Here is a 24,043-nt window from a genome sequence, read left to right as displayed (position 1 = left end):
CAGAATTTTAACAAAAGAAAGAAATTATTTGTGATTTTTCTGGAAATTATTTACCTTATTTGGTATAATACTTACAACCTGAATTTTTTTAGCAGGAAGAAGAGAGCATAAATTCGGGTAATTTTTAGAAGAGATGTTAAGGAGGAGAGAGAAAATGGAAAAACAGAGAGATGAATGGGGTAGTAGGCTTGGTTTTATTTTAGCAACAATAGGTTCAGCTGTTGGTTTGGGTAATATCTGGCGTTTTTCTTATCAGGCTTACGAAAATGGTGGTGGAGCATTTTTATTTCCTTATATTTTTGCTCTTTTAACTGCCGGAATACCGCTTTTATTACTTGAAATGGGATTTGGATTTTTTACCAGAAATTCGGCACCAAGTTCTTTTCGCAAAGTAGGTGAGAAATTTGAATGGGTCGGCTGGTGGTCAGTACTGGTAGCATTTACCGTAGTAGTATATTATATTGTTATTATAGCATGGAGTTTATTATTTGTTTTAGAATCTTTTTCTTTAGGCTGGACTGCTGATCCAGAAGCATTTTTCTTTGGTGATTTTTTAGGTTTTTCAGGAAGTGCATTTACTTTTGGTGGTATGCAGTGGCATATTTTCTTTGCACTGCTTATAGTATGGTTGGTCAATTATTTAATCATTGCTGGTGGAATAGAAAAAGGTATAGAGAAGGCCAGCAAAATTTTTATGCCCTTATTAGCATTAATGATACTTATAATTGTTGCCAGAGGTGTTACATTACCTGGAGCGATGGAAGGAATTAAAGCTTTTATCACACCTGATTTTTCCAAAATAACGGATTTTAATATCTGGGTTGGTGCCTATGGTCAGATCTTCTTTACTTTAAGTTTAGGTTTTGGGATTATGATAGCTTATTCCAGTTATCTTCCCAAAAAATCAGATGTAGTTAAAAATGGTATTATTGCCGGTGTAGCAAACAGTATATTCAGTATTGTAGTAGGGTTTGGTGTTTTCGGTATTTTAGGATATATGGCCTATCAGCAGGGAGTTGCAATACAGGATGTTGCAACATCTGGAATAGGACTGGCATTTATAGCATTTCCAAAAGCGATTAATCTTTTACCAGGACTGCCGCAGCTGTTTGGATTTGCATTTTTCCTGTCACTGACAATTGCCGGACTTTCATCAAGTATTTCGCTTATTGAGTCTGTTGTGTCTTCTTTAATTGACAACTTCAGCCTCAGCCGCAAAAAAGCCATTACAATTGTTGCTATTATTGGATTTATCTTAGGAGTGCCGATGACTACACAGGGTGGACTGGCTATTTTAGATATAGTTGACCATTTTGTCAATATCTTTGGTCTGCTTACAGTAGGTTTTGTTGAAATGCTCGTATTAAGTTATGCATTTGATCTTAATGTAATTAAAGATAATATGAATGAAAGCACTGATATGCATGTCGGTAGGAGCTGGACAGCTATGATAAAGATTGTAGCACCACTATTTATCGGTTATGGTCTGATTCAGAATACTATTTCAGAATTCAGCAATGCTTATGGCGGCTACCCAACAAGTGAACTTGTTGTTTTTGGATGGGGAGTTGCAGCATTACTTGTTGTTGTTGCAGTATTTATTTCCGGTAAAAGTCAGAACGAAATTTAATTTTAAATAAGATTAGAACATTAAATTATTAAAAATTAATCAGTAGTTAAAGAGAAATTATAATAATAAATATATCAGGTCCTCGGTTTTTTTGGCCGGGGGCTTTTTTTAAAGTTAAAAATATATTATAATTATTTTTGAAGGAGGAATTAATTATGGATGAAATTTTTAAAAGGAGAAGTATAAGACAATATCTTGATAAAGAAGTAGAAGATGAGAAGGTCGAAAAACTTTTAAAGGCAGGAATGGCTGCACCATCAGCAGGTAATGAACAGCCCTGGCATTTTATAGTGATAAAAGATAGGAAACATTTGGACAGGCTGTCAGAGATTCATCCATATGCATCTATGCTGAAAGAAGCTCCACTGGCAGTTGCAGTTTGTGCAGATCTAAATGAACAGAAATACGAAGGCTTCTGGGTACAGGACTGTTCTGCAGCAGCAGAAAATATTCTGCTGGAAGCAGTTAATCTTGATCTTGGTGCTGTATGGCTGGGAGTATATCCTGCCGAAAAAAGAGTTAAGGATATTAAAGAATTTTTGGAACTTCCAGAAAATGTAGTGCCTTTATCAATAATATCAGTAGGGTATCCAGCTGGAGATAAACCTGAGTCAGATCGATTTAAGCCTGAGCGTGTTCATTACGAAAACTGGTAGAATTCACTAGCTGCAGAATTTTTTCTGCGGCTTTTCTGATATTGTCAGACTCAACTTCTGCAGCAAATTGATCTATTTTATTCTGCGAGTGTGCATAAAGAGGGTCATAATATTTCTGCAGCAGTTTTTTAATCAGCGGTTTAAAATCTCCACGTCTGAGATCTTCAAGCATGGAAGAATATACATTTTTTCCTGCTTTTTGTACTACATATTTTTCTATTGCTTTAAGAGATTCCTCAGCTCGGTGGATAAATTTATCTTTATTTTCTATGATATCATTTACATATTCTTCATAAATTATCTCTACTCTTTTTTCTATCGGTGCTTTAATGAGGATTTTAGGGCCAGCCTGCATTGCCTGCAGTACAATATCAGGTATTATAGAATAACCGATCCTTTTACTTTCTGCTTCAAGGAAAATATATCCTCCCTTTTTATCTTTCTTTTTGAGGTCTTCATATAATAAGGAATCGAACATTTTTTGATTATAGGGGCTGCCGAGACCGATGCTGCCGAACGCAGATCCCCGGTGATTGGCCAGAGCCTCCAGATCCAGTATACTTTCCCCCATTTTTTCGAGTTCCAGCAGAATTTTAGTTTTACCCACACCTGTATTGCCGTGCAGTGTAACAAACGTGTTTTTTATATCAAAAGAATCAAGTCTATCAAGTATATAGTTTCTGTAAGCTTTATAGCCTCCTTTTAACTTAAATACTTCTATACCGGCAAGTTCTGCAAATCTGGCCGGACTTTCACTTCTCAGACCACCGCGGGAACAGAATAGAATTAAGTTATCGTACTTTTCATTTAAATTATTTATTTTTTTAATCAGAGTCGGAATCTTAGGGGCAACTATCTCCACTCCCTTTAGTTTTGCTTTTTTGGGGCTCTCCTGTTTATACATGGTACCGATCAATTTACGTTCTTCAAAATTGAGCAGCGGAATATTGACAGCTGAAGGAATTGTTGCTTCTGTAAATTCTTCTTCTGTCCTGACATCTATATAAATTTTATTTTTTAAGTCAAGAGTATTTTCATATTTAATTACTTTCATAATAAACAGACCACTTTGTGATCATTCATCTCCTTTCATTGTTGAAATTATCATTTCTCTCTGTTAATTATAAAGGAGAGAGGATTTAATATCAAATAATAATACTGACTGGACTTTCCCCATTTTTTATATACTGCTGCAAAAAGGGGAGATGCAGGAATATTGAAATTTTTAGTCAATGAATCTTAACGAAATGAAGGAAGAAATAGGGTTGAACTGCAGGATGGAGTGAGCTAATCATGAGTCAGGAGGACTCATTGATTAGTGTGCCCTATTTCACACCCGAATTGAGTTTTAGATAAATCTAAAAATTTCGTTGATGACTAAAGCCCCCTTTTTGCAGCTTGAAAATAAATTTTGGGGAAACTTTTTTAAATAAAAAAAATTAGAACTTAAATTGCATAATTAAATGTACGATTTGAATTAGAAATGATATTTTCTTGCACCAGAAGGTTAAAAGTGATATAGTAAATATGAACAAATGACCATAATATATTATAGAGGTGATATATAGTGTATAAAGTAGAAAATAAAGAGATTAAGCTGGAACATGGTTCGATCAAAAAAGGAATTATAGCAGTAGCAAGTGGTAAAGGCGGAGTAGGGAAATCCACTGTAACAGTCAATCTTGCAACAGCACTTGCAGAACTGGGATATAATGTTGGAATTCTTGATGCCGATGTAAGGGGATTTAGTGTTCCCAGAATCCTGGGTGTTGAAAAAAAGCCAAAGGCTGTGGATGAAAAAGAAATTATTCCACCTGAAGCACATGGGATAAAAGTTATCTCCATGGGTTCTTTTGTTGATGAAAACAGTCCTGTAATCTGGAGAGCACCACTTTTAGGAGGAGCATTGGAACAGTTCTTTAAAGATGTTCGCTGGGGAGAACTGGATTATCTGCTGATGGATCTTCCTCCAGGAACAGGTGACATGTCTTTAAACATAATGCAGAAAGTTCCTCATTCTGATATAGCTGTTGTCACAACTCCACAGGTTACTGCAACAAAAGTGGCTGGAAGAATCGGAAAGATGGCTGAAAAGATGGACAGAAAAGTCCTCGGAGTAATAGAAAATATGTCCTATTATCAGTGTTCAGAATGCGGCCATAAAGAGTATATATTTGGAGAAAATGGTGGGAAAAATCTGGCTGATTATATGGAAACAGAACTGTTAGGTCAGCTGCCGCTGGTCTCAGATATAAGGAAAAGAAGTGATTCCGGTAATCCTATTATGTATGAAGAACCGGATTCAGAAATAAGCAGAGAATTTATTTCTATTGCTGAAAAAATAGACAAAATGGAAAATGGTTTTGACGAAGAACTGGAACCAGTCAAATTAAAAATGGAGGTTGATTAAATGAAAATTATTATTCCATCTTCATCAGATAAAGGCCTTGAAGCTGAAATAGACAGCAAATTTGGCAGAGCTTCATATTTTGCTGTTATAGATTCGGAAAATATGTCGATTGAATTTGTTAAAAATGATTCTGCCAGTCAGGCCAGTGGTGCTGGTGTTGGGGCAGCCCAGCTCTGTGCTGATAAAGGTGCTGATGTAATAATAGCCAATGATTTTGGTCCTAAAGCATTTTATGCACTGGATTCAGCAGGAATAGAAATGTATTCGATTTCGGCTGAAGATAGTTTAAATTCTGCCATCAAATCTCTGCAGAGTGGAAGTCTGACCAGAGTTACAGTTCCAACATCCAGAGGAAAGAGATAGGGGTGTAGAGATGAAAATTTCTATATTGAGTGGAAAGGGTGGTACAGGCAAAACTACTCTGGCAGTAAATATGGCCCTCTCACTAAAAAATGTGCAGCTTCTTGATGCAGATGTTGAGGAGCCTGATGATTACATTTTTATAAGTCCAGATATTTTTGACACAGAAGCTGAATCAGTACTGAGATTAATTCCAGAAGTAGATGATGACCTCTGTACTGCCTGCAAAAAATGTGTTGATTTCTGTGAATATAATACACTTGCCATGATGCTGGATCAGGTGCTGGTTTTTCCGGAAATCTGCCACAGCTGTGGTGGCTGCAAAATTGTCTGTCCGGAAAACGCAATTACAGAAATAGAAAGAGAACTCGGCAAAATTTACCATGCCGTCAGTGGAGAAATAGATTTCTGGCAGGGTGAATTAAACACCGGAGAAGAAAAATCAGTACCTGTAATAGAAAAACTAAAAACAAAAATAGACACAGACAAAAAGGTTATAATAGATTCTCCACCAGGAACAACATGTCCATCTGTTGAGGCTGTGGCTGATACAGATTATTCAATTGTTGTCACAGAACCGACTCCTTTTGGCCTGCATGATATGGATATGGTAATAGAAATGCTGCAGGAGATTCAGCAGCCATTTGGAGTAGTTATTAATCGTTCAGATGAAAATTCGGATCATTTGATAGAAAACTACTGCAGTGAAAATGATATAAATATTCTGCTGAAAATTCCTTTTTCCCGCGAAATTGCAGAACTCTACTCTGATGGAACTGCTTTTGTGAAAAAAATGGGAAGCTGGAAATCAAAATTTCAATTATTATATTACGATATAGTCAGGGAGGTAAATAATAATGAAAAAAATAACAGTAATTAGTGGTAAAGGAGGGACAGGAAAGACGACCTTTACTGCTAATCTGGTATCCCTGATGGATAAAGTAGTAATAGCTGACTGTGATGTAGATGCTCCCAATCTGCACCTGCTGCTTAAACCTGAAAACAGGAATGATGAAATATATAGAGGAGCAAAGCTGGCAGTTAAAGATGAGGAAAAGTGTATAGACTGCGGCATCTGCTATGATAACTGCCGCTTTAATGCGATCAGGAAAAGCGATTTTTCTGTAATTGATTTAAAATGTGAAGGCTGTGGAGTCTGTGCTGAAGTATGTCCAACAGATGCACTAAAAATGGAAGAGATTGTGACAGGTAATATTTACAGAGCTGAAAGCAAATATGGTCCTATGATACATGCCCGCCTTATTCCAGGAGCAGATACATCCGGTAAACTGGTATCTGAGGTCAAAAAAATTGCCGATGAAAAAGCAAAAGAAATTAATGCAGACTGGATTATAGTTGACGGCTCACCTGGTATAGGCTGTCCTGTTATTGCATCACTTAATGATGCAGATATGGCTCTTCTTGTTACAGAACCTACACTTACCGGTTTTTCCGATTTGAGAAGAGTTATAGAAGTTATAGATCATTTTAATATCGAGGCAGGACTTATTATCAATAAATTTGATATAAATGAAGCTATATCTGATAGGATAGAAGAATACTGCAGAAATGAAAATATTGAACTTTTTGCCAGAATTCCTTACAGCAAAAAAATAGTTGACTCTCTGCAGAAGGGAGAACTGTTTGCCGCTAATCCAGGAAATGAAGATTTAAAAGAGATGATGCTGCAGGTGGTATCAAAAATAAAGAATAATTTTAAGGGGGAATGATTGTGAGAAAAATAGCACTACCAAGCAGTGGAGAGACAGTTTCACAGCATTTTGGTCATGCACCACAGTTTGTAGTCTTTTCAGTAGAAAATAATCATATCAAGGATAAGAACATATTAAAAAATCCCGGACACAGACCCGGTTTTTTACCCAAATTTTTAAATGAACACGGAATAGATACAGTAATCTCTGGAGGTATGGGCCAGAAAGCTGTTGATATTTTTGAAGCAAATGGAATAAACGTAATATGTGGTGCTTCAGGGGATGTAGAAAAAATAGTTGTGGATTACCTTGCCGATAATCTGACGACAGACCAGAATGCATGTGATCACTAAGAATATGATCCCCCCAGAAAGAAAGGGGGGATTTTTTAAAATAATTGTTGACATATGCCCAAAATAGAGTTATAATAATAAATATAAAGAGCATATGTTCAAAAATATTTAAAAGAGGTGATATTTATGCCAAGAGGAGATAGAACCGGTCCAGAAGGAATGGGACCAATGACAGGTAGAGCAATGGGTTATTGTGCAGGAGCAGACAGTCCAGGTTTTGTATCTGGAACACCGGCATATGTCGGAAGAGGTTATGGAAGAGGATTCGGCAGAGGCGGCGGTTATGGTCGTGGACGCGGAGCCCGCTTTTATGGTACCGCACCAGCAGCTCCTGTAAGTCCTGTAAGTAAAGAAGAAATACAGAAAACTCAGCTTACAGAACTTAAGAATCTTGCCAATTCTCTGGAAAACGACCTGGAGATAGTTAAGAAAAAGATAGAAGATTTATCAGCTGAATAGTAAAATAAGATTTAAAGACCGCAATCTGATTTAAATATCAGGCTGTGGTCTTTTTTTATCTTTTTTAATTACAGCAAAAACTATTTTTGTACAGCAGGATTAAACGAATATTTAGAGAAATCATTAGTAAGAAGAATATGAAAGTTAAGTTTATAAGGAGGTGTACCTAAACTTTGCAAAGAGATAATTTTGATTTTGACGGCCTATTAACTCAAATAAAAAGAAGTTATACACCTTTTAGAAAAGTTATACAAAATTCATGGAAGAGGAGTTCTGATTATGGTATAAAAACAGACGAATTTTCGGCCAGCCAGCTGCTGGATCAAAATAGAGCAGCAGAAAAAATAGCAAAATATAGAGATGAGCTGGACAAATTTGATTTTATATTTGATGAATTAAATCAGATAATGGAAAATATAGCAGCAGCCTTTCTGATTGCAGATGAGGAAGGTTATATTTTATCTGTTAAAAATCATCTTGAAGATTTTTTAGATATTAGGACTGGAGATAACTGGAGTGAATTTCATAAAGGCACTTCAGCAGTCGGACTGACACTTTTTACTAAAAAACCTGCTCATGTTATTGGTAACGAGCATTTCAAAAACAATCTGACAGAACTTAATTCTGCTGCCTATCCAATATTTAATAAAGACAGTGAACTGCTTGGAGTAGTAGGGGCATTTTCTCCTGCAGAAATAAATATTGATCTACTTAAACTTATCATTCATATTATCGGTCTGGCTCTGACCGAAAAAACACCTATTGATACATTAATTTCAAAACAAAAAATAAAATCAAGTCCAAAAATCGGTTCCAGAGTGCGCTACGATTTTTCCAGTATAGTTACAGAATCCGAAAAAATGTATAAAGCAATAGAAGTGGCAAAAATAGCAGCAAGAAATGATTCTACAGTAATGCTTGTCGGCAGCAGTGGTACAGGTAAGGAAATGTTTGCCCAGGCAATACACAATTATAATTATCGGCGCAATAGACCTTTTGTAGCCATAAATGTTGGTGCAGTTCCTAAAGATCTTGTGGAAAGCGAATTTTTTGGTTATGAAGATGGGGCATTTACAGGTGCCATAAAAGGTGGAAAACCTGGCAAATTTGAGCTGGCCAATGGGGGCACAATTTTTCTGGATGAAATAGGAGAGATGTCTCTTTCAGCACAGCAGAACTTGCTGAGGGTGATACAGGAAAAAGAAGTAACACGTATTGGTGGAACAAGAGCTCTGCCGATAGATGTAAGAATAATAACAGCAACCAAAAAAAATCTCCTCAAAGAAGTGGAAAAGGGAAATTTTCGTGAAGACCTTTATTACCGCCTAAATGTAATTACAATACCACTACCAGAGCTGAAGGAGAGAAAAGAAGATATAAAATTATTAACGGAAAATTTTATTAAAAAACACTGCCACAAATTTGGGATTCCCAGCAAAAAGCTTCACAGTAATACATTAGAATATTTAATCAATTATGACTGGCCGGGAAATGTAAGAGAATTGGAAAATATGCTGGAAGGTGTAATTACATTTGCCATGGATGAAGAAATTATAAAACCAAAACATCTGCCAAAAGAAATTCGCAAAAAATCGACAAAAAAAACAGATGAAGCTGGACCTATGTCTCTGGAAGAAATGGAAAAAAAGGCGGTAATAAATGCACTAAAAAAATCAGGACAAAACTTAACAAAGGCAGCAGAAATTCTCGGTATAACAAGGGCTACCCTTTACAATAAAATAGACAAATATCAGATAAAAATAGGAGAGTGATTATGTGGAAGCTATCGGTGTTATAGATATTAAAGATGGTTTAGCAGTACAGGGTAAAGCAGGTGAAAGGCAAAAATATCAGCCGGTAAAAAGCCGGCTTACTGATGAATTTACAGCTTCTCCAGAAAAAATTGCAGAAGCTTTTCGGAAAAAGCTGGGTCTAAAAAAACTCTATATTGCCGACTTAGATGCAATAACAGGAAACGACAGAAACTTAAAATCAGCTTTGAAAATAAAAAAAGAATTTCCGGATTACAATATATTGTTGGACGGTGGTTTTAAAAACAGTAAAGATGTGATAGAAATTTTAAAAAAAGGTATAGATTATGCCATAATAGCGACAGAATCCCTCAGCGATCTGAGCATGTTAGAAGAATTAAAAGAATACAGAGAAAGAATATATATCAGCATAGATCTCAAAAATAGCAGATTGATCCACAAAATTAAAAAATGGGAGCAGATGGAGGCACAGCAGATAGTAAAAGAAATAAAATTATACGGCTATCAAAAGTTTATTATGCTGGATCTTGCTCATGTGGGAACCGGGATGGGACTGGCCGAATATCTGCTGGATATAAAAGCGTCATTTCCCGATCTGGAGTTTATCACAGGGGGAGGAATTAAGGATTACAGAGATGTAAAAATAGTGAAAAAAGCCGGGTTTTCTGGGCTCCTCATAGCTTCAGCCTTCCACAGTGGATCACTGGGTAGAGCAGAAATAAAGCTGATAGAAGATGACAGTTTGAAAGGGAAAATAGCCTGGTGTATAACCGGAGCCGGCCATCTATTGGAGGAAACTCTGGCAGAAATAAAATATTTAAAAACAAAATATCCTGGGTGGAAGATCGATATATATTTAAGTGATGCCGGATCTGAAGTGCTGAGAATATACAGCCTTTACGAAAAATTGAAACAGCTAAACTGTGAGATTCATAAAGACACCAGTCCCAGTGCGGCTGTAATAGGAAGATTATATAAGGGCCATTACGATTTTGTTGTATCTTCACCGACAACATCAAATACAGCTGCAAAATATTTATATGGGATTTCGGATACACTGGTTACAAATATGATGGCACATGCCGGTAAAGCAAAGGTTCCGGTTCTGGTTTTGCCGACAGACATAGAGGAAAATTTAGTATCTCCGGCACCAGACAAAATGGTAGATGTTTTTCCCCGCAAAATTGATCTTGATAATGCAGAAAAGTTAAAATCAGTAGAAAGAGTAAAGGTAATTACACATCCTAATGAGGTGGAGTTATGGCTGAAAAACTATTTATAACTGGGAAACTTGCTTTTTCTTCTCTGCAGAAAAAACTGAGACAGATAAATTTTGAAGAAAAATACAGCATACTAAAAATACCGATTACAGTTGCTGCGCTTTTAGACAGCAGTTTTATTATCAGACAGCTCAAAGAAAGTCATCTGCTGAAAAACTATACTGAAGATAAACTAATAGTATATCTGCCCGGACGCTCCAGAGCAGAAGAAGATAAAATTGAAACAGAAATTAACAAAATATTTGACTATCAGGTTGAGGTAGTACGGGGACCTGATGAAATAATTGATCTGCCGGAATTTTTTGGAGAAAAACCTGCCGCAGTTGATTTCGAAAAAAAAGAACGTAAGATAAAAATTATTGCCGAAATTAACGAAGCAGCCCTTACTTCACTTCCAGAAATTATCACTAAAGCTGAGTATTATCACCGGAGTGGGGCTGATATAGTGGATCTAGGTTGTGTCAATGGGAGAGAATTTCCCCATCTGGAAAAAACAATATATGAGCTAAAAAAGCGGGGTTTCAAGCTGAGTCTGGACAGTTTAAATGCAGAAGAAATAAAAAGAGCTGACCGAGAAAATATAGACTATGTTCTAAGTATTAACAGCAGCAACTATAGTGCTGTTGAAGGAGCAGGCTTTATTCCTGTTATAATTCCCGATCCAGAGGTTGGATTAAATTCACTTTACAAAAATATTGAGGAAGTTAAAAAAAGAGGCTGCAGAAATTATATTGCCGATCCCATACTGGATCCTATTAACTTTGGCTTTAAAAAATCACTTTCCAGATATATAGAATACTGCACAGACAGCAGCAGAAATAGTGCAGTTATGATGGGGGTTGGAAATCTGATAGAACTTACAGATGCCGACAGTACGGGGCTCAATTTTATTTCGGCCGGACTAGCAGCAGAGCTGGGAATAGACTATGTTCTGACAACAGAAGCATCTGCTAAAACCTCAGGTTCTGTAAAAGAGCTGGATCTGGCACTGAAGATCAATGAATATGCTAAAGAAGAAAATATGCTGCCCAATAAACTGTCTGAACTTCTGATAACTTTAAAAGACAGAAAAAACAAGAATTACAGCAGTAAAGAAATAGAGGAGATTAGGGCCTCTGTCAGAGATACAAATTACAGAATCCTCAGTGATGGAAAGGAAATTCATATTTTTAATGGAAAAGAATACTACCACGGACAGGATATAAAAGAGCTGTTTGACAGGTTGAATTATGTGGGCAGTTTATCTCATGCATTTTACCTGGGTAAAGAACTAAAAAAAGCAGAGACAGCACTAAAATTGAAGAAAAATTATCGACAGGAAGATGAACTCAGCTGGGGTTATTTAGATCATTTTGATTTAGAGTAATCTTTTGATATTGTCGCTAAAAGAGTATTAAATATCTAAACGAAATTTAAAGTGTTGAATACTATATAACGAGGTAAAAAATATATAACGGGGTAAACGCTATTTAACGAGATGAAAATTATTTAAAGATGTAAATGCTATTTAACGAGGAAGGAGAAGGCAGTGATTATAGAAACTGTAATGACAACTATAAATAAAAATAAAACTCCTCATTTTGCAGCTGCAGGTGTAGAACTTTTTTCAGATAAATCAGATAGAGTGGAATTTTACTTTTATAAAGATTCAATTACAGCAGAAAATTTACTCAAGACAAAAAAGGGAGTAATAAATATAACTGATAGTGCACTGCATCTTGTTAAATCTGCCCTTATAGAACCTGATTTTCAAGTAAAAAAAACCCCTGATAAAGATGGATTTTATCTAAGCCGAGCCTGCAGTTATCTGCAATTTAACGTAAACAACACCGCAGAAAAAAAAGAGAAATACAGTATTGAAGCAGAAATAGTTTCCAGAGTCATACTCAGAGAATACAGAGGGTTCAATCGGGCCAGTAATCTGCTTGTAGAGGCAGCAGTGAGAGCATCACGGATCGGCATCAGCACCAGCCGAAAAGAAGTTAAGGAGTTTCTGCAGAAAAACAAAAGAATTATAATAAAAACTGCAGGCAGCAGAGAAATCGAATGCTATCATTTTCTGAAAGATTATTTAAATTAATCTTCCACTGTGCTTTAGAACTTTTAACCTGTTAACTGAGCATTAAAAAATATATTTTCCAATGAGGCTGCTTAAAAAGCTGGACTTTCCCCATTTTTTATATACTGCTGCAAAAAGGGGAGATGCAGGAATATTGAAATTTTTAGTCAATGAATCTTAACGAAATGAAGGAAGAAATAGGGTTGAACTACAGGATGGAGTGAGCTAATCATGAGTCAGGAGGACTCATTGATTAGTGTGCCCTATTTCACACCCGAATTGAGTTTTAGATAAATCTAAAAATTTCGTTGATGACTAAAGCCCCCTTTTTGCAGCTTGAAAATAAATTTTGGGGAAACTCCTGTTAAAAAACTATTGACAATTATACGCTATACTATTAAATTATTCTGAGAGGTGATATATTGATAAAGATAAAAAGTCCGGCCAGAATACATTTCGGGCAGATCGATTTAGATGGAAGTAGAGGCAGAATTTATGGAGGAGCAGGGATAGGAGTAGAAAATCCTGCCTGTATTATGAAATTCAAAAAATCTGATAACATTTCTGTTACAGGAAAATATTCAGAAAAAACTGCAGAAATTCTGGAAAAATTTATAAAAAAGCTCCACAGTAAAAATATGCTGGGCCAGAATCAGGGTGCTGTGGTAGAGATAGAAGAAATTCTGCCATTTCATCAGGGACTTGGTTCCGGAACTCAGATTGGACTTACCATTGGGGAAGGTCTGAACAATCTCTACCAGCTGAATTTAAAACCTGAACAGGTAGCTGCATATGTAGACAGAAAGCACAGCAGATCGGGAATAGGTTTTGGAGTATTTTATACCGGTGGATTTATTGTAGATGGTGGACGTCCTGTGGCTGAAAAAGAAAATGACAGTTATCTACCACCTGTTATTTTCCAAAAAAAAGTGCCCGAAAAATGGAGGTTAGTTATTGTTTTTCCACAGGTAGATAAAACAGGCCTTTCTGGAAGAAAAGAAATTAAAACTTTCAGAAATTTAAAATCTATGTCAAGAGATACTGCTGCAGAAAATGCTCATCATATTCTCCTGGGTATGCTTCCTGCACTGGTGGAAAAAGATATTAAAAGTTTCGGCAGAGCTTTAACACAGCTGGAAATAAATGTGGGAGATTATTTTAAACAGGTACAGGGAGGGAGGTACAGTACAAAAATATCTGCAGAAATAGTAAAATTTATGCTTCAAAATGGGTCATATGGAGCAGGGCAGAGCTCCTGGGGTCCCTCGCTTTACGGAATTTGTGCAGATAAAAAAACAGCAGAAATGTTAAAAATCAGTTTGCTGAATAAATTTAAAGGTGATGTTACAGATATAATCACCACAAAAGCAGCCGCTGAGGGGGTAAAAATTGAAAAGTGCGTTTAATTTTTAAACATTGTTTAATTTTTAAGCGTATTATATCTGAAAATTCAAACTTGGAAAACATTTTATGCCATTTATCTGTACTGAAAGTGCTGACAGATAGGGAAAGATAAAATAATTCTTCAGATATAAATTAATGGAACGATATATGCATATTAATATATAATGGATATAGTAAATCTAAAAATTATCAATATAGAAAGGGGGGGGAATCTGGAGAGTTGTTAATACTGAGTAGGGATAAGCAGGTGTAGTTGTAATTGACAATAATCTCATGAAGGGGGATATTTTATGGTAGACAAAGCTAAAATTGCTAAGAAAATGATTGATGAGGCTGTTGCAGCTCAATTTGCAGATGTTGGTGTTTTTAAAGAAAAAAGAGGTAAGAAATTTAAAATTACCGATGCGAAGCCTTATGTTGATGCTGTTAAAAAAATGAAGCCAATTGAAGGACAGTCAAAAGAGGTTTTTGATCTTCACATTGAGTCTGTTAAAGCCCATTATGAAATACTGAAAGACTTAACAGATACTGTTCGTCCTGAGGATGATCCATTTGTTGAGCACTATCAGACACCTCCAATTCTTGAAATTTTATATGAAGATGATCCGGATTTCCGCAAAGCAGCAGAGAAGTTTATCGAGCAGATTAAAAAAGAAGAAGCTCTTATCGCCCGTGAAGCAATGCGCAGATATGGTGGAATGTATGGGCCTACCTGTGTTGTTGACTTTGCCTTTAGTCCTGGATCAGTAAGTAATGTAGTAAATGAAATTCTCAAAAATACTGATATTGATGGAGATTACAAAAAGACACTGCTGGCAGCCAAATCCTGGGGTATGAATACCTCTTATGGTATTGGTGGAGCCTGGACAGAAGCTGTAGAAAGTGGTAAAACTGCAGCAGAAGCTGCTGATAAAGAAGTTAAAACTATGCAGATGCTCTATGATAAGCCGATAGATGCACAGGTTAAGTTGATGGAAGATGAAGGTATGACTTCATTTGATGCAAAAGAGTATATGAAACGCTACAAAGAATGGATGAAGCCTTATGTACTTGCAGCTAAAAAAGCAGGAGTTCATCCCGCAAATATAGTTGTAGTACCTGCATACTGTGTTGGAGATATTGCCCACCACATTGCACAGTCAACCTACAATATGCTTAAAGATGATGTAACAATGGAAATTGTAGAAGTTGTTTCCAATGTAATGAAAAACACACTGGAAAAAGGTCTGGAAAAAGGCTATGACAGCCTCTATGATGTTCTAAGTGTTGCTACAGGTTCAACAGCAGCAGCAGTTTCTTCAATGCTTTGGGACGAAGGATTTACTGCTCCAATGGTTATTGATCTTTTAACAAAGAGATTCCACAACTATGTTAACTTAAATCCAGGTAGAGGTCAGGCTGTAGAGCTGCACAATGTTGACTTTATGGATATGATTCACCGTGGTGACAAGATAATAGATGATGAACCAATTGGTGCCGGGTGTAAAGTTAAAGGTATCGAAATAGACTTCAGCCCGATAGAAAACAGTGAAATACTGCAGAATACACAGCGCTATGCATATCCTGCCTGTGCAATTACAGTTAAATTCTCATCACTGATGCGTCTGGCTGACTTCCCATGTCTGCTGACAAGTGAGCCGGTTACTGCAACACTGATGACAAATATAATTGCCACAAAGCCAGAAGCAGTAGTTGCACCTGCCCGTTACTGTAAGGACTGTGCTGTATGTACTTATGTTAAAAAGCACAAACACTGCAATTGGAAGGATACAGTTTAATTCAAATTAATTTAAAAAAACGGCAGATGTAATATTAAGTATTAAGAAGACAGTGGGATTTCCCACTGTCTTCAAAAATTATACAGAGGTGATCAGCGGAAATGAAAAAACTACTTATTCAGCTTGATACAGATAAGAGGGCCAGCACTTTCGACCAGGTGGTTGCCTATGATGCAGGAGCAGATAATATAATTTCTCATGCTGATATAAAAAAAGAAGAAGTGGAAGATATAATCTATGGTGCTGTTTTTACCAGGAGTCCGAAAAAAATGAACAACACGGCTGTATTTATTGGTGGTTCTGATGTAAATAAAGGTGAAGAAATCCTTGCCGCAGTAAAAGATGTATTTTTTGCCAATTTTAGAGTTTCAGTGCTTCTTGATTCAAATGGAGCAAATACAACAGCTGCAGCAGCAGTCCTGAAAATTAAAAATTCTGTGAACTTAAAAGATAAAAAAGCTGTCGTAATAGCCGGTACAGGACCGGTAGGAGTAAGAGCAGCTATGCTGTTAGCCAGAGAAGGAGCAGAAGTAGTTATCACATCACGCAGCCGGGAAAGGGCAGAAAAGAAGGCAGAAGAAATAATGGAAAAATATGATGTTAAAAATATTTCTGGAGTTCAGGGCTCTAAAAAAGAAGAGTTTGAAAAGATAATAAGTGGTAAAGATGTAATTTTATCGGCTGGCCCACCAAAAATTAATTTTCTTACAGAAGATATGTGGAAAAAAGTAGACAGCATAAAAGTTATGGGAGATATTAATGCTGTAAGTCCGGCCGGAATAGAAGGTATAAAGCCTGGAGCAGATGGTGATATTATCGATGGAGTTAAAGTATTTGGAGCACTGGGAATAGGTGGTTTAAAAATGAAACTGCACAAAAAAGCAGTAGCTGAACTGTTTAAAAGCACTGACAGTATTTTTAATGCTGTGGAAGTATATAAACTTTACAAAGAGCTGAACTAGATGAAAGTACTTGTCAGCGGATTTTCTGGTCGAGCTCTATCGGAAACAGCAGCAAAAGCAGGTTGTGATGTTAGCTGTATTGATTTTTTTGGAGATCTGGATTTAAAAAAATTCTGCAGCAGAAGCTTCAGTATCAAAAGAAATTCAGCAGGTCAGAATTACAGTACTGAAGGACTGCTTAAGCTGATAGAAAAACATTATGATAAAGAACAGTATTTTGTTTACAGTTCTGACTGGGATAATAGGCCGGAATTATTAAATAAAGTTCTGGCAGAAAAAGAAATTAAACTGCTGGGAAATTCAGCAGAAGTTCTTAAGAAAATCAGCAGTAAAGTCAGCAGAGAAAAAGGCAGTGACATATTCAGTTATCTAAAAAAAAGAGGGTTTAACCTGCCTGAAATAATAAAGACCGGAGAAGAACTGAAGAAACAAAGCAGGATCAATCCAGATAGAAAATATCTTTTAAAACCATATTTAAGTGGTGGAGGTAAAAATATAACAGTTTATAACAATCTCAATAAAGCTCAAAAAGAAATTGATACAGAAATGTGGGGAAATTTTTATCTGCAGCAGTATATCGAAGGTAGAGTATCTTCAGCCATATTTGCAGCTGACGGCAGAAGTGCGGAAATTCTGGGAATTACAGAACAGCTTAAAGATTTAAATTTTCAGAATAGTTTTCGCTATGGAGGTAATCTATTAATCAGGAGCACTTCGGATATTATAAAGAAGCTGCAGAATATGGCAGAAAGCCTGAGCCGGGAGTATGGACTTAAAGGTATCAGTGGAATAGATTTTATACTTGCACCAGATGGAATATATTTTATAGAGTTAAATCCCCGCTTCACTGCAGCAGTTGAGCTTCTGCTGCCTATTTTTGGGAAAGAACTTTTTAATCTTTATTTCAGCAGCAGTATAGATGAAAATCTCAGAGAAAAATTTATTTTTTCCGAAATGCCGTTATATGCGAAGGTAATATATTATGCAAAATCTAATCTGACTGTAAAAAAAGAGATAACAAAACTGCTTGATTATAAAGAAATTAATATGAGCGGAAAATACGAATTTAGAGATCTGCCTCATCCAGGAGAATATATAGAAAAGACTTCTCCTGTCTGCACAGTTTTGATTCGTGCAGGAAGTAGGCAGAAATTATTTGAGCTGTGCAGAAATGCTTTTTCTTTTTTGGAAGAATTTGTTGTAGAGGAGGTGTAAATTTGGCTGATAAAAGATCATTTACTCTGATAACTGGTAGAACTATAAAACAGGGAATGGCATCTGTTTCGGGTAAAAATAATCAGAATTATGAAGACAGTACAGCTTATGTAGAATTAAATGAAAATATTTTAGAAGAATATAATTTAAGTGAAGGGAAAAAAATATTACTTTACACCGATTCCGGAGAGGTTGAGCTGAGCTGTAAAAAAGGTGATCTGCCGGAAGAAATAGTTTTTATTCCCTATGGTCCCCAGGCAAATAAATTGATCGGTACAGATACAGATGGAACTGGAATGCCCAGCTCGAAAGGAAAAAAAGTAATGATAAAAAGAAAGGAGGGGGAGGATAGTTGAATGAGGAAAGCAAAACCTATCAAAATATAATTTGTACCTTTTGTGGTGCACTATGTGATGATATTGAAATAAAGGTTAAAAATAATAAAATAGAAAATATAAAAAATGCCTGTGCTATCTCCAGAAAAAAATACGAACATGCTCAAAAAGATAGAACTGTTCCCCAGATAAAAGGTAAAGAAGTTAAATATAATAAAGCGGTTTCTGCAGCAGCAGAAATTTTAAGCAGCAGCAGGAATCCACTTATTTACGGTCTCAGCAGTACAACTGCAGAGGCACAAAAAGCTGCAGTTGAACTGGCGGAAAAATGTGGTGCCAATATAGACAGCACGTCTTCTGTCTGCCACGGCCCGGGAACACTGGCAAAACAGCTTGTAGGGATGGTATCTGCTACATTAGGTGAGGTAAAAAACAGATCAGATATGATGATTTTTTGGGGGGCAAATCCAGTGGAAGCTCATCCTAATCATGCCAAAAGATATTCGATATTATCACAGGGTATGTATCGTAAGAATAGAAAGGATAGGGAAATAATTGTTTTTGATGTCCGAAAAACTCCCACTGCCAAACTGGCAGATCATTTTTTTCAGGTAAAACCAAATTCTGATTTCGAGATTTTGATGGCTCTGCAGATGCTAGTAAGCGGCAGAACACCGACTTCAGAAGACGGCAGAATAGGTGGTATAGAGCTGGTAAAGCTGAAAGATCTGGCTGAGAAAATGAAAAAGGTAAAATATGGGTCTGTTTTTTATGGAATGGGTTTAACTATGAGTAGAGGAAAATATATGAATACCTGGGCTGCGATGAGCCTGGTCAGAAATCTTAATGATTATGGAAGATTTGTAATGATACCTATGCGGGGACATGGAAATGTTGCCGGCAGTGAAATTACAATGGCCTGGCAGACAGGTTATCCGTTTGCTGTTAATTTCAGCAGAAATTATCCCCGCTATAATCCAGGAGAATTTTCGGCAGTTGATTTGCTGGCCCGCAGAGAAGTAGATGCAGCTTTTATTATTGCTTCTGACCCTGCAGCCAGTCTGCCACATGAGGCAGCAGAATATCTAAAGAAAATACCAACCATAGTTTTGGATCCTCACTGGAATTTAACTACAGAAATAGCAGATGTAGTAATACCATCTGCTGTAAAGGGTATTGGTGCTTCCGGAACAGTTTACAGGATGGACCATGTTCCACTTCAGCTGAGAAAATTTCTCGACGACAGCTGGCCGGATGATGCTTCTGCAGTATCCAGAATAGGGGAGCTGATTGAAAATGATTAGATTAAAAAACGGAATTATCTATGATCCAAAAAATAATAAGTCTGCTGTAAAAGAAGATATATGGATTAAAAATGAAAAAATAGTTTCAAAACCTTCAGCGGAAGAGATAGAGAGTGCAAAAAATCAGGGTAGTTATCAGGAAATAGATCTTAAAGAAAAAATTGTAATGCCGGGAGGAGTAGATATTCACGCACATATTGCAGGACCTAAAATTAATACCGGTCGTGTGTTGAGGCCGGAAGATCATCGCCACGATAATGTTCCCAAAAAAGGAGGACTGCGGTCCGGTGTAGGTTCAACAGTACCAACAAGTTATGTGACAGGATACCGCTACAGCCTGATGGGATATACTACGGTTATGGAAGCAGCAGGTCCCCCCATGAAGGCCAGACATATACACGAAGAGTTCGGAGGACTTCCATTTATTGATAAGGGATTTCTTGTCCTAAGCGGCAATAATTATTTTGTACTTAAATTTATAAAAGAGAAAAACAAAAAAGCCTTAAAAGATTATCTTGCCTGGCTGATAAATGTCACAGGTGCATTTGGACTTAAAGTAGTTAATCCAGGTGGAGTGGAGGCCTGGAAAGAAGGAAAAAGGCTCAGGGGAATTGAAGAAAAAGGGACACATTTTAATCTTTCTCCAAGAGAAATACTGCTGGCACTGGCAGAAGCAAATGACGAGCTGGGACTGCCGCACCCTGTTCATATTCATACAAATGATCTAGGTTCACCTGGCAATTATAAAACTACAATTTCCACACTTGATCTGCTCAAAGATTACCGAAAACATATAACACATATCCAGTTCAGCAGTTATGGTCTTAATGAAGAAAGCAAAATTAAATTTGTCTCTGCGGCAGATCAGATAGCAGAAAAAGTAAATAATGATGATAAGTTAACTGTTGATATTGGTCAGATAGTATTTGGTGAGGTAACAACCATGACAGCTGATGGTATTTTAGAATATAATCTTCATAAGCTGACAGGCAGCAAATGGGTTAATACAGATGTAGAGATGGAAACCGGTTCAGGTATAGTGCCCATGAACTACAAAAAGAAAAATCTTATAAATGGAATACAGTGGGCAATTGGTCTGGAGCTGTTTTTAAAAATAGATGATCCCTGGAAGGTTTTTCTGACAACAGATCATCCAAATGCAGGTCCATTTACTGCCTATCCCTGGATAATAAAACTGCTGATGAGTAGAGATTATCGGCTGAAGATGATATCAGAAATGCACAATAAACTTGGAAATTATACAGATATAGCAGAACTGGAAAGAGAATACAGCCTTGATGAAATAGCTGTGATTACAAGATCTGGACCGGCCAGAGCACTAGGTCTGGCAAATAAAGGTCATATTGGTGTGGGAGCAGATGCAGATATTACAGTTTACAGCAGGCTGGAAAGCAAAGATAAAATAGCAGAAGTATTTGCTCATCCTGAAATTGTAATTAAATCAGGGAAAATAATTGTTGAAGATGGAAAGCTGGTAGAAAAATTGAGAGAAGGAAAAACACTTGTCGCCAGACCGGATTATGATAAAAATATAAGTGAAATAATCGGTGAAGATTTCAAAAATTACTACAGTATTTCGATTGAAAACTATCCGGTTTCAGACAGCTATTTTAATAATCTGGAGGTGATTCCATGCAGTTGAAAGGTGTAGAAATTGAAGATACTTTTGCAGAAGCATTTACTATGTACGGAAGCAGAGTTATTGTCACAGCAAGAAACGAAAAATGGGCTAGAACAGCTGCTAGAGAAGCAGTCGGCTTTGCAACATCTATCATAGAGTGTGGGATAGAGGCCGGGCTGGAAAAAGAACTGCTGCCTGAGGAAACATCGGATGGAAGACCCGGCTGCAGCCTGCTTTTTTTTACTATGAAAAAAGAAAGTATGTTAAATGAACTGACAAAAAGAATAGGACAGACCATCATGACTGCAGCCACCACTTCATGTTTTAACGGTCTGCATACAGACGAGAAAATCAAAGTGGGCGGTAATCTTCGCTATTTTGGTGATGGATATCAGATCTCCAAATTATACAGTGACAGAAGATTCTGGCGGATTCCAATAATGAGTGGTGAATTCTTAATAGAAGAAAGTTTTGGTATCAAAAAAGGACTTGGTGGTGGAAATTTCTTAATAATAGGGGAAGATAGTCAGGCAGCACTTGAAGCCGCCGAAAAAGCAGTGGCAGCAGTGCACAGATTAAATGATGTGATAATGCCTTTCCCTGGGGGAATAGTCAGCAGTGGCAGTAAAGTCAGTTCAAAATATAAATTTCTTAATGCATCTACCAATACACCCTACTGTCCAACCATTAAAGCACAGGTTAAAGACAGTATGCTGACCAAAAATGCAGGTTCAGTTCTGGAAATAGTTATAGATGGTTTAAGTACACAAGCTGTATCAGACGCAATGGCAGTTGGCATAAAAAATGCCTGTATACCAGGGATAATAAAAATAACTGCAGGAAACTATGGTGGAGATCTCGGCACAGAAAATATTTACCTGCACGAAATACTGAGGGGTGATCTTGATGAGTAAATTAAAGCTGATTTTAAAAAAGGATAATCCATCTTTAATTCAGCCAGAAGGTAAAACAGCAGGTAAACTGCCGGTAGAAGCAGAAAATATATCTCCTGATATAACTGCAGAAAAGACTATTTCCGAAATAGCTGAGCTGACTCTGCTGGCAGGAAGAAAAAAGTATAAGCTTAAAGATTTTTTCAAAATAGAAGGAGAGCCCTCTCAGAACATATTTATAGACGGAGAGCTGGATAATTTTAAATATATAGGAGCAGGTATGACAACCGGTGAAATTTTTATTAATGGCAGTACTGGTATGCATACAGGCTCAGAAATGAGTGGAGGTAAAATAGAGGTCAATGGAGACACCGGTGATTGGCTGGGAGCAGAAATGCAGGGTGGATATATTAAGGTAAATGGGAATACAGGTAATTATGTAGGTTCAGCCTTTAGGGGAGATAAGCTAGGCATGAACAGAGGGGTAATTTATATTAAGGGCAGTGCTGGCAGTTTTCTCGGCAGCAGAATGAGGAGAGGAGAGATAATTGTCAGCGGCAGCTGTGGAGATATGGCCGGAGCTCAAATGGTGGCAGGTTCTATCTATCTTTTTGGTAAAGCAGGTAAAAGAACAGGTGCTGCTATGAAGCGTGGAACAATTATTTCTGCCCATCAGCTGGAAATGCTGCCCACTTTTAATTATAATATCAGCTATTATCCAGAATTTTTAAAAATTGCCTTTGCCCACCTCAAAAATGAGTTTAAGATAGATATTCCCCAAAATATGTTTTCCGGTTATTATCATAGATATACAGGTGATAATACAGAAATAGGGAAGGGAGAGATCCTTATATGGAAAGAAGGTTAACTCTCAATAAAAATGCAGTTATGCTGGTTAAAAAAATGATTAAAAATAAAGAAGATCTAAATATTGATGTTCAACAGATGGAAAATGGTGTTATGATTATAGATGGAGGTGTTAAAACTAAAGGAGGTTACAGAGCGGGTAAATATTTTATAGAAATTTGTCTCGGAGGAATGGGGAAAGCAAGTTTTGGCAGCTTTGATCTACAGAGCTATCAGCTTCCGTCTGTGGAAGTACGGGTTGATCATCCACTGGAAGCATGTATGCTTTCTCAGTATGCAGGCTGGAAAGTAGAAAGTGGAGATTTTTTTGCTATGGCTTCCGGTCCAGGCAGGATACTGCTAAAAGAAGAAGAGTTATATGAAGAATTCAGTGAATATCATGAAAACGAAAGGGTACCGGCAGTTATTGTTCTGGAATCTTCCGAGCTGCCAGATTTAGAAGCAGCAGACTATATAGCAGATAAACTGTCAACTCCCTGTGATGATGTCTATATACTTACTGCACCAGCAGAATCACTGACAGGTTCAATACAGATAAGCGGCAGGATAGTAGAGACCGGACTGCATAAAATGCATGAACTCAACTTTGATCTCCGTAAAATAGAAAGCGGCTGGGGGAGCTGTCCTATTTCTCCAGTGGCAGCAGATAACCTGACAGCTATTGGAAGAACCAATGATGCAGTGCTGTATGGGGGTACAGCATATTACACAGTATTTTGTGAAGATGAGGAAATAGAAGATCTGATAGATAAAATCCCATCAAATTCATCTAAAGATTATGGAGAAAGTTTTTTAAAACTTTTTAAAAAATATAATAATTTTTATGATATCGATCCGATGCTCTTTAGTCCAGCAAGAGTTATTATAACAAACAGGAAGACAGGCAGCAGTTTTTCTGCCGGCAGTATAAATTATGAAATATTGAAAAAATCTTTTTTTGGAGGGCAGTAAA

General features: G+C 36.9%; 23 protein-coding genes. 22 read left to right on the top strand and 1 reads right to left on the bottom strand.

From position 1 onward, the window contains the following. Positions 1–154 precede the first annotated feature (154 nt). Together DER71_RS01315 and DER71_RS01310 are read left to right on the top strand one after the other, a co-directional pair. Positions 155–1,630: a sodium-dependent transporter gene (locus DER71_RS01315; RefSeq protein ID WP_114457734.1), complete on the top strand. Its 1,476-nt coding sequence runs from the start codon at positions 155–157 to the stop codon at positions 1,628–1,630. 155 nt (positions 1,631–1,785) lie between these two features. Then, positions 1,786–2,286 (top strand): nitroreductase family protein, encoded by a 501-nt coding sequence (locus DER71_RS01310; protein WP_114457733.1) that lies wholly within the window; start codon positions 1,786–1,788, stop codon positions 2,284–2,286. Here DER71_RS01310 and mnmH read toward each other — a convergent pair. After that, the gene (gene mnmH, locus DER71_RS01305; protein ID WP_233487357.1) at positions 2,252–3,340 is read right to left on the bottom strand and encodes a tRNA 2-selenouridine(34) synthase MnmH; all 1,089 of its coding nucleotides are present in this window, start codon (positions 3,338–3,340) and stop codon (positions 2,252–2,254) included. The two genes, DER71_RS01310 and mnmH, sit on opposite strands and share 35 nt — an antisense overlap. Positions 3,341–3,853: 513 nt before the next feature. Here mnmH and DER71_RS01300 point away from each other — a divergent pair. The 20 genes from DER71_RS01300 (at position 3,854) to mch (ending at position 24,042) form a co-directional block, all read left to right on the top strand. Then, positions 3,854–4,696: an Mrp/NBP35 family ATP-binding protein gene (locus DER71_RS01300; RefSeq protein WP_114457731.1), complete on the top strand. Its 843-nt coding sequence runs from the start codon at positions 3,854–3,856 to the stop codon at positions 4,694–4,696. After that, a complete protein-coding gene (locus DER71_RS01295; RefSeq protein WP_114457730.1) occupies positions 4,697–5,059 on the top strand; it encodes a NifB/NifX family molybdenum-iron cluster-binding protein in 363 nt (120 codons plus the stop codon). It begins immediately after the preceding gene. A 10-nt stretch (positions 5,060–5,069) separates the two neighbouring features. Next, the gene (locus DER71_RS01290; RefSeq protein WP_114457729.1) at positions 5,070–5,936 is read left to right on the top strand and encodes an ATP-binding protein; all 867 of its coding nucleotides are present in this window, start codon (positions 5,070–5,072) and stop codon (positions 5,934–5,936) included. Next, positions 5,914–6,786, top strand: coding sequence for an ATP-binding protein (locus DER71_RS01285; protein ID WP_114457728.1), 873 nt, complete (start codon positions 5,914–5,916; stop codon positions 6,784–6,786). Before DER71_RS01290 ends, DER71_RS01285 begins: the two co-directional genes overlap by 23 nt. A 2-nt stretch (positions 6,787–6,788) precedes the next feature. Further along, entirely contained in the window at positions 6,789–7,121 is a 333-nt protein-coding gene (locus DER71_RS01280; RefSeq protein ID WP_114474206.1) for a NifB/NifX family molybdenum-iron cluster-binding protein, read from the top strand. Between the two features lie 126 nt (positions 7,122–7,247). Beyond that, positions 7,248–7,580: a DUF5320 domain-containing protein gene (locus DER71_RS01275; RefSeq protein WP_114457726.1), complete on the top strand. Its 333-nt coding sequence runs from the start codon at positions 7,248–7,250 to the stop codon at positions 7,578–7,580. A 173-nt stretch (positions 7,581–7,753) separates the two neighbouring features. Beyond that, the gene (locus tag DER71_RS01270) at positions 7,754–9,352 is read left to right on the top strand and encodes a sigma-54-dependent Fis family transcriptional regulator (protein WP_114474205.1); all 1,599 of its coding nucleotides are present in this window, start codon (positions 7,754–7,756) and stop codon (positions 9,350–9,352) included. A 4-nt stretch (positions 9,353–9,356) separates the two neighbouring features. After that, positions 9,357–10,634 (top strand): HisA/HisF-related TIM barrel protein, encoded by a 1,278-nt coding sequence (locus DER71_RS01265; protein ID WP_114457724.1) that lies wholly within the window; start codon positions 9,357–9,359, stop codon positions 10,632–10,634. Next, entirely contained in the window at positions 10,613–11,998 is a 1,386-nt protein-coding gene (locus DER71_RS01260; RefSeq protein WP_114457723.1) for a DUF6513 domain-containing protein, read from the top strand. Before DER71_RS01265 ends, DER71_RS01260 begins: the two co-directional genes overlap by 22 nt. A 162-nt stretch (positions 11,999–12,160) precedes the next feature. Beyond that, positions 12,161–12,712, top strand: a complete 552-nt coding sequence (locus DER71_RS01255; protein ID WP_114474204.1) for a DUF447 domain-containing protein — start codon at positions 12,161–12,163, stop codon at positions 12,710–12,712. Positions 12,713–13,113: 401 nt separating this feature from the next. Further along, the gene (locus DER71_RS01250; RefSeq protein ID WP_158531712.1) at positions 13,114–14,097 is read left to right on the top strand and encodes a beta-ribofuranosylaminobenzene 5'-phosphate synthase family protein; all 984 of its coding nucleotides are present in this window, start codon (positions 13,114–13,116) and stop codon (positions 14,095–14,097) included. 288 nt (positions 14,098–14,385) lie between these two features. Beyond that, positions 14,386–15,873, top strand: a complete 1,488-nt coding sequence (locus tag DER71_RS01245) for a DUF2193 domain-containing protein (protein WP_114457720.1) — start codon at positions 14,386–14,388, stop codon at positions 15,871–15,873. 101 nt (positions 15,874–15,974) lie between these two features. Continuing rightward, on the top strand, positions 15,975–16,835 hold the full coding sequence (locus DER71_RS01240; protein WP_114457719.1) for an NAD(P)-dependent methylenetetrahydromethanopterin dehydrogenase: 861 nt from the start codon (positions 15,975–15,977) through the stop codon (positions 16,833–16,835). After that, positions 16,836–18,050: an ATP-grasp domain-containing protein gene (locus DER71_RS01235; protein ID WP_114457718.1), complete on the top strand. Its 1,215-nt coding sequence runs from the start codon at positions 16,836–16,838 to the stop codon at positions 18,048–18,050. A gap of 2 nt (positions 18,051–18,052) precedes the next feature. After that, positions 18,053–18,406 (top strand): molybdopterin dinucleotide binding domain-containing protein, encoded by a 354-nt coding sequence (locus DER71_RS01230; protein WP_114457717.1) that lies wholly within the window; start codon positions 18,053–18,055, stop codon positions 18,404–18,406. Then, on the top strand, positions 18,403–19,689 hold the full coding sequence (locus tag DER71_RS01225; protein WP_114457716.1) for a formylmethanofuran dehydrogenase subunit B: 1,287 nt from the start codon (positions 18,403–18,405) through the stop codon (positions 19,687–19,689). The genes DER71_RS01230 and DER71_RS01225 overlap by 4 nt, the downstream gene beginning before the upstream one ends. Then, the gene (locus DER71_RS01220) at positions 19,682–21,352 is read left to right on the top strand and encodes a formylmethanofuran dehydrogenase subunit A (protein ID WP_114457787.1); all 1,671 of its coding nucleotides are present in this window, start codon (positions 19,682–19,684) and stop codon (positions 21,350–21,352) included. The genes DER71_RS01225 and DER71_RS01220 overlap by 8 nt, the downstream gene beginning before the upstream one ends. Continuing rightward, the gene (gene fhcD / locus DER71_RS01215; RefSeq protein WP_114457715.1) at positions 21,343–22,245 is read left to right on the top strand and encodes a formylmethanofuran--tetrahydromethanopterin N-formyltransferase; all 903 of its coding nucleotides are present in this window, start codon (positions 21,343–21,345) and stop codon (positions 22,243–22,245) included. Before DER71_RS01220 ends, fhcD begins: the two co-directional genes overlap by 10 nt. Beyond that, a complete protein-coding gene (locus DER71_RS01210; RefSeq protein WP_114457714.1) occupies positions 22,238–23,092 on the top strand; it encodes a formylmethanofuran dehydrogenase subunit C in 855 nt (284 codons plus the stop codon). The genes fhcD and DER71_RS01210 overlap by 8 nt, the downstream gene beginning before the upstream one ends. Next, a complete protein-coding gene (gene mch / locus DER71_RS01205) occupies positions 23,077–24,042 on the top strand; it encodes a methenyltetrahydromethanopterin cyclohydrolase (protein ID WP_114457713.1) in 966 nt (321 codons plus the stop codon). The genes DER71_RS01210 and mch overlap by 16 nt, the downstream gene beginning before the upstream one ends. Position 24,043: the final 1 nt, after the last annotated feature.

Origin of the sequence: Halanaerobium sp. DL-01, assembly GCF_003338615.1 — a bacterium.
In the GTDB taxonomy this organism is placed as follows: Bacteria; Bacillota; Halanaerobiia; order Halanaerobiales; family Halanaerobiaceae; genus QPJE01.
This window is presented reverse-complemented; position numbering and strand designations above follow the sequence as displayed.

Coding starts and splice junctions, on each gene's coding strand:
- DER71_RS01315 (WP_114457734.1), top strand. CDS start 155: ATGGAAAAACAGAGAGATGAATGGGGTAGTAGGCTTGGTTTTATTTTA.
- DER71_RS01310 (WP_114457733.1), top strand. CDS start 1,786: ATGGATGAAATTTTTAAAAGGAGAAGTATAAGACAATATCTTGATAAA.
- mnmH (WP_233487357.1), bottom strand. CDS start 3,340: ATGAAAGTAATTAAATATGAAAATACTCTTGACTTAAAAAATAAAATT.
- DER71_RS01295 (WP_114457730.1), top strand. CDS start 4,697: ATGAAAATTATTATTCCATCTTCATCAGATAAAGGCCTTGAAGCTGAA.
- DER71_RS01290 (WP_114457729.1), top strand. CDS start 5,070: ATGAAAATTTCTATATTGAGTGGAAAGGGTGGTACAGGCAAAACTACT.
- DER71_RS01285 (WP_114457728.1), top strand. CDS start 5,914: ATGAAAAAAATAACAGTAATTAGTGGTAAAGGAGGGACAGGAAAGACG.
- DER71_RS01275 (WP_114457726.1), top strand. CDS start 7,248: ATGCCAAGAGGAGATAGAACCGGTCCAGAAGGAATGGGACCAATGACA.
- DER71_RS01260 (WP_114457723.1), top strand. CDS start 10,613: ATGGCTGAAAAACTATTTATAACTGGGAAACTTGCTTTTTCTTCTCTG.
- DER71_RS01245 (WP_114457720.1), top strand. CDS start 14,386: ATGGTAGACAAAGCTAAAATTGCTAAGAAAATGATTGATGAGGCTGTT.
- DER71_RS01240 (WP_114457719.1), top strand. CDS start 15,975: ATGAAAAAACTACTTATTCAGCTTGATACAGATAAGAGGGCCAGCACT.
- DER71_RS01235 (WP_114457718.1), top strand. CDS start 16,836: ATGAAAGTACTTGTCAGCGGATTTTCTGGTCGAGCTCTATCGGAAACA.
- DER71_RS01220 (WP_114457787.1), top strand. CDS start 19,682: ATGATTAGATTAAAAAACGGAATTATCTATGATCCAAAAAATAATAAG.
- fhcD (WP_114457715.1), top strand. CDS start 21,343: ATGCAGTTGAAAGGTGTAGAAATTGAAGATACTTTTGCAGAAGCATTT.
- DER71_RS01210 (WP_114457714.1), top strand. CDS start 22,238: ATGAGTAAATTAAAGCTGATTTTAAAAAAGGATAATCCATCTTTAATT.
- mch (WP_114457713.1), top strand. CDS start 23,077: ATGGAAAGAAGGTTAACTCTCAATAAAAATGCAGTTATGCTGGTTAAA.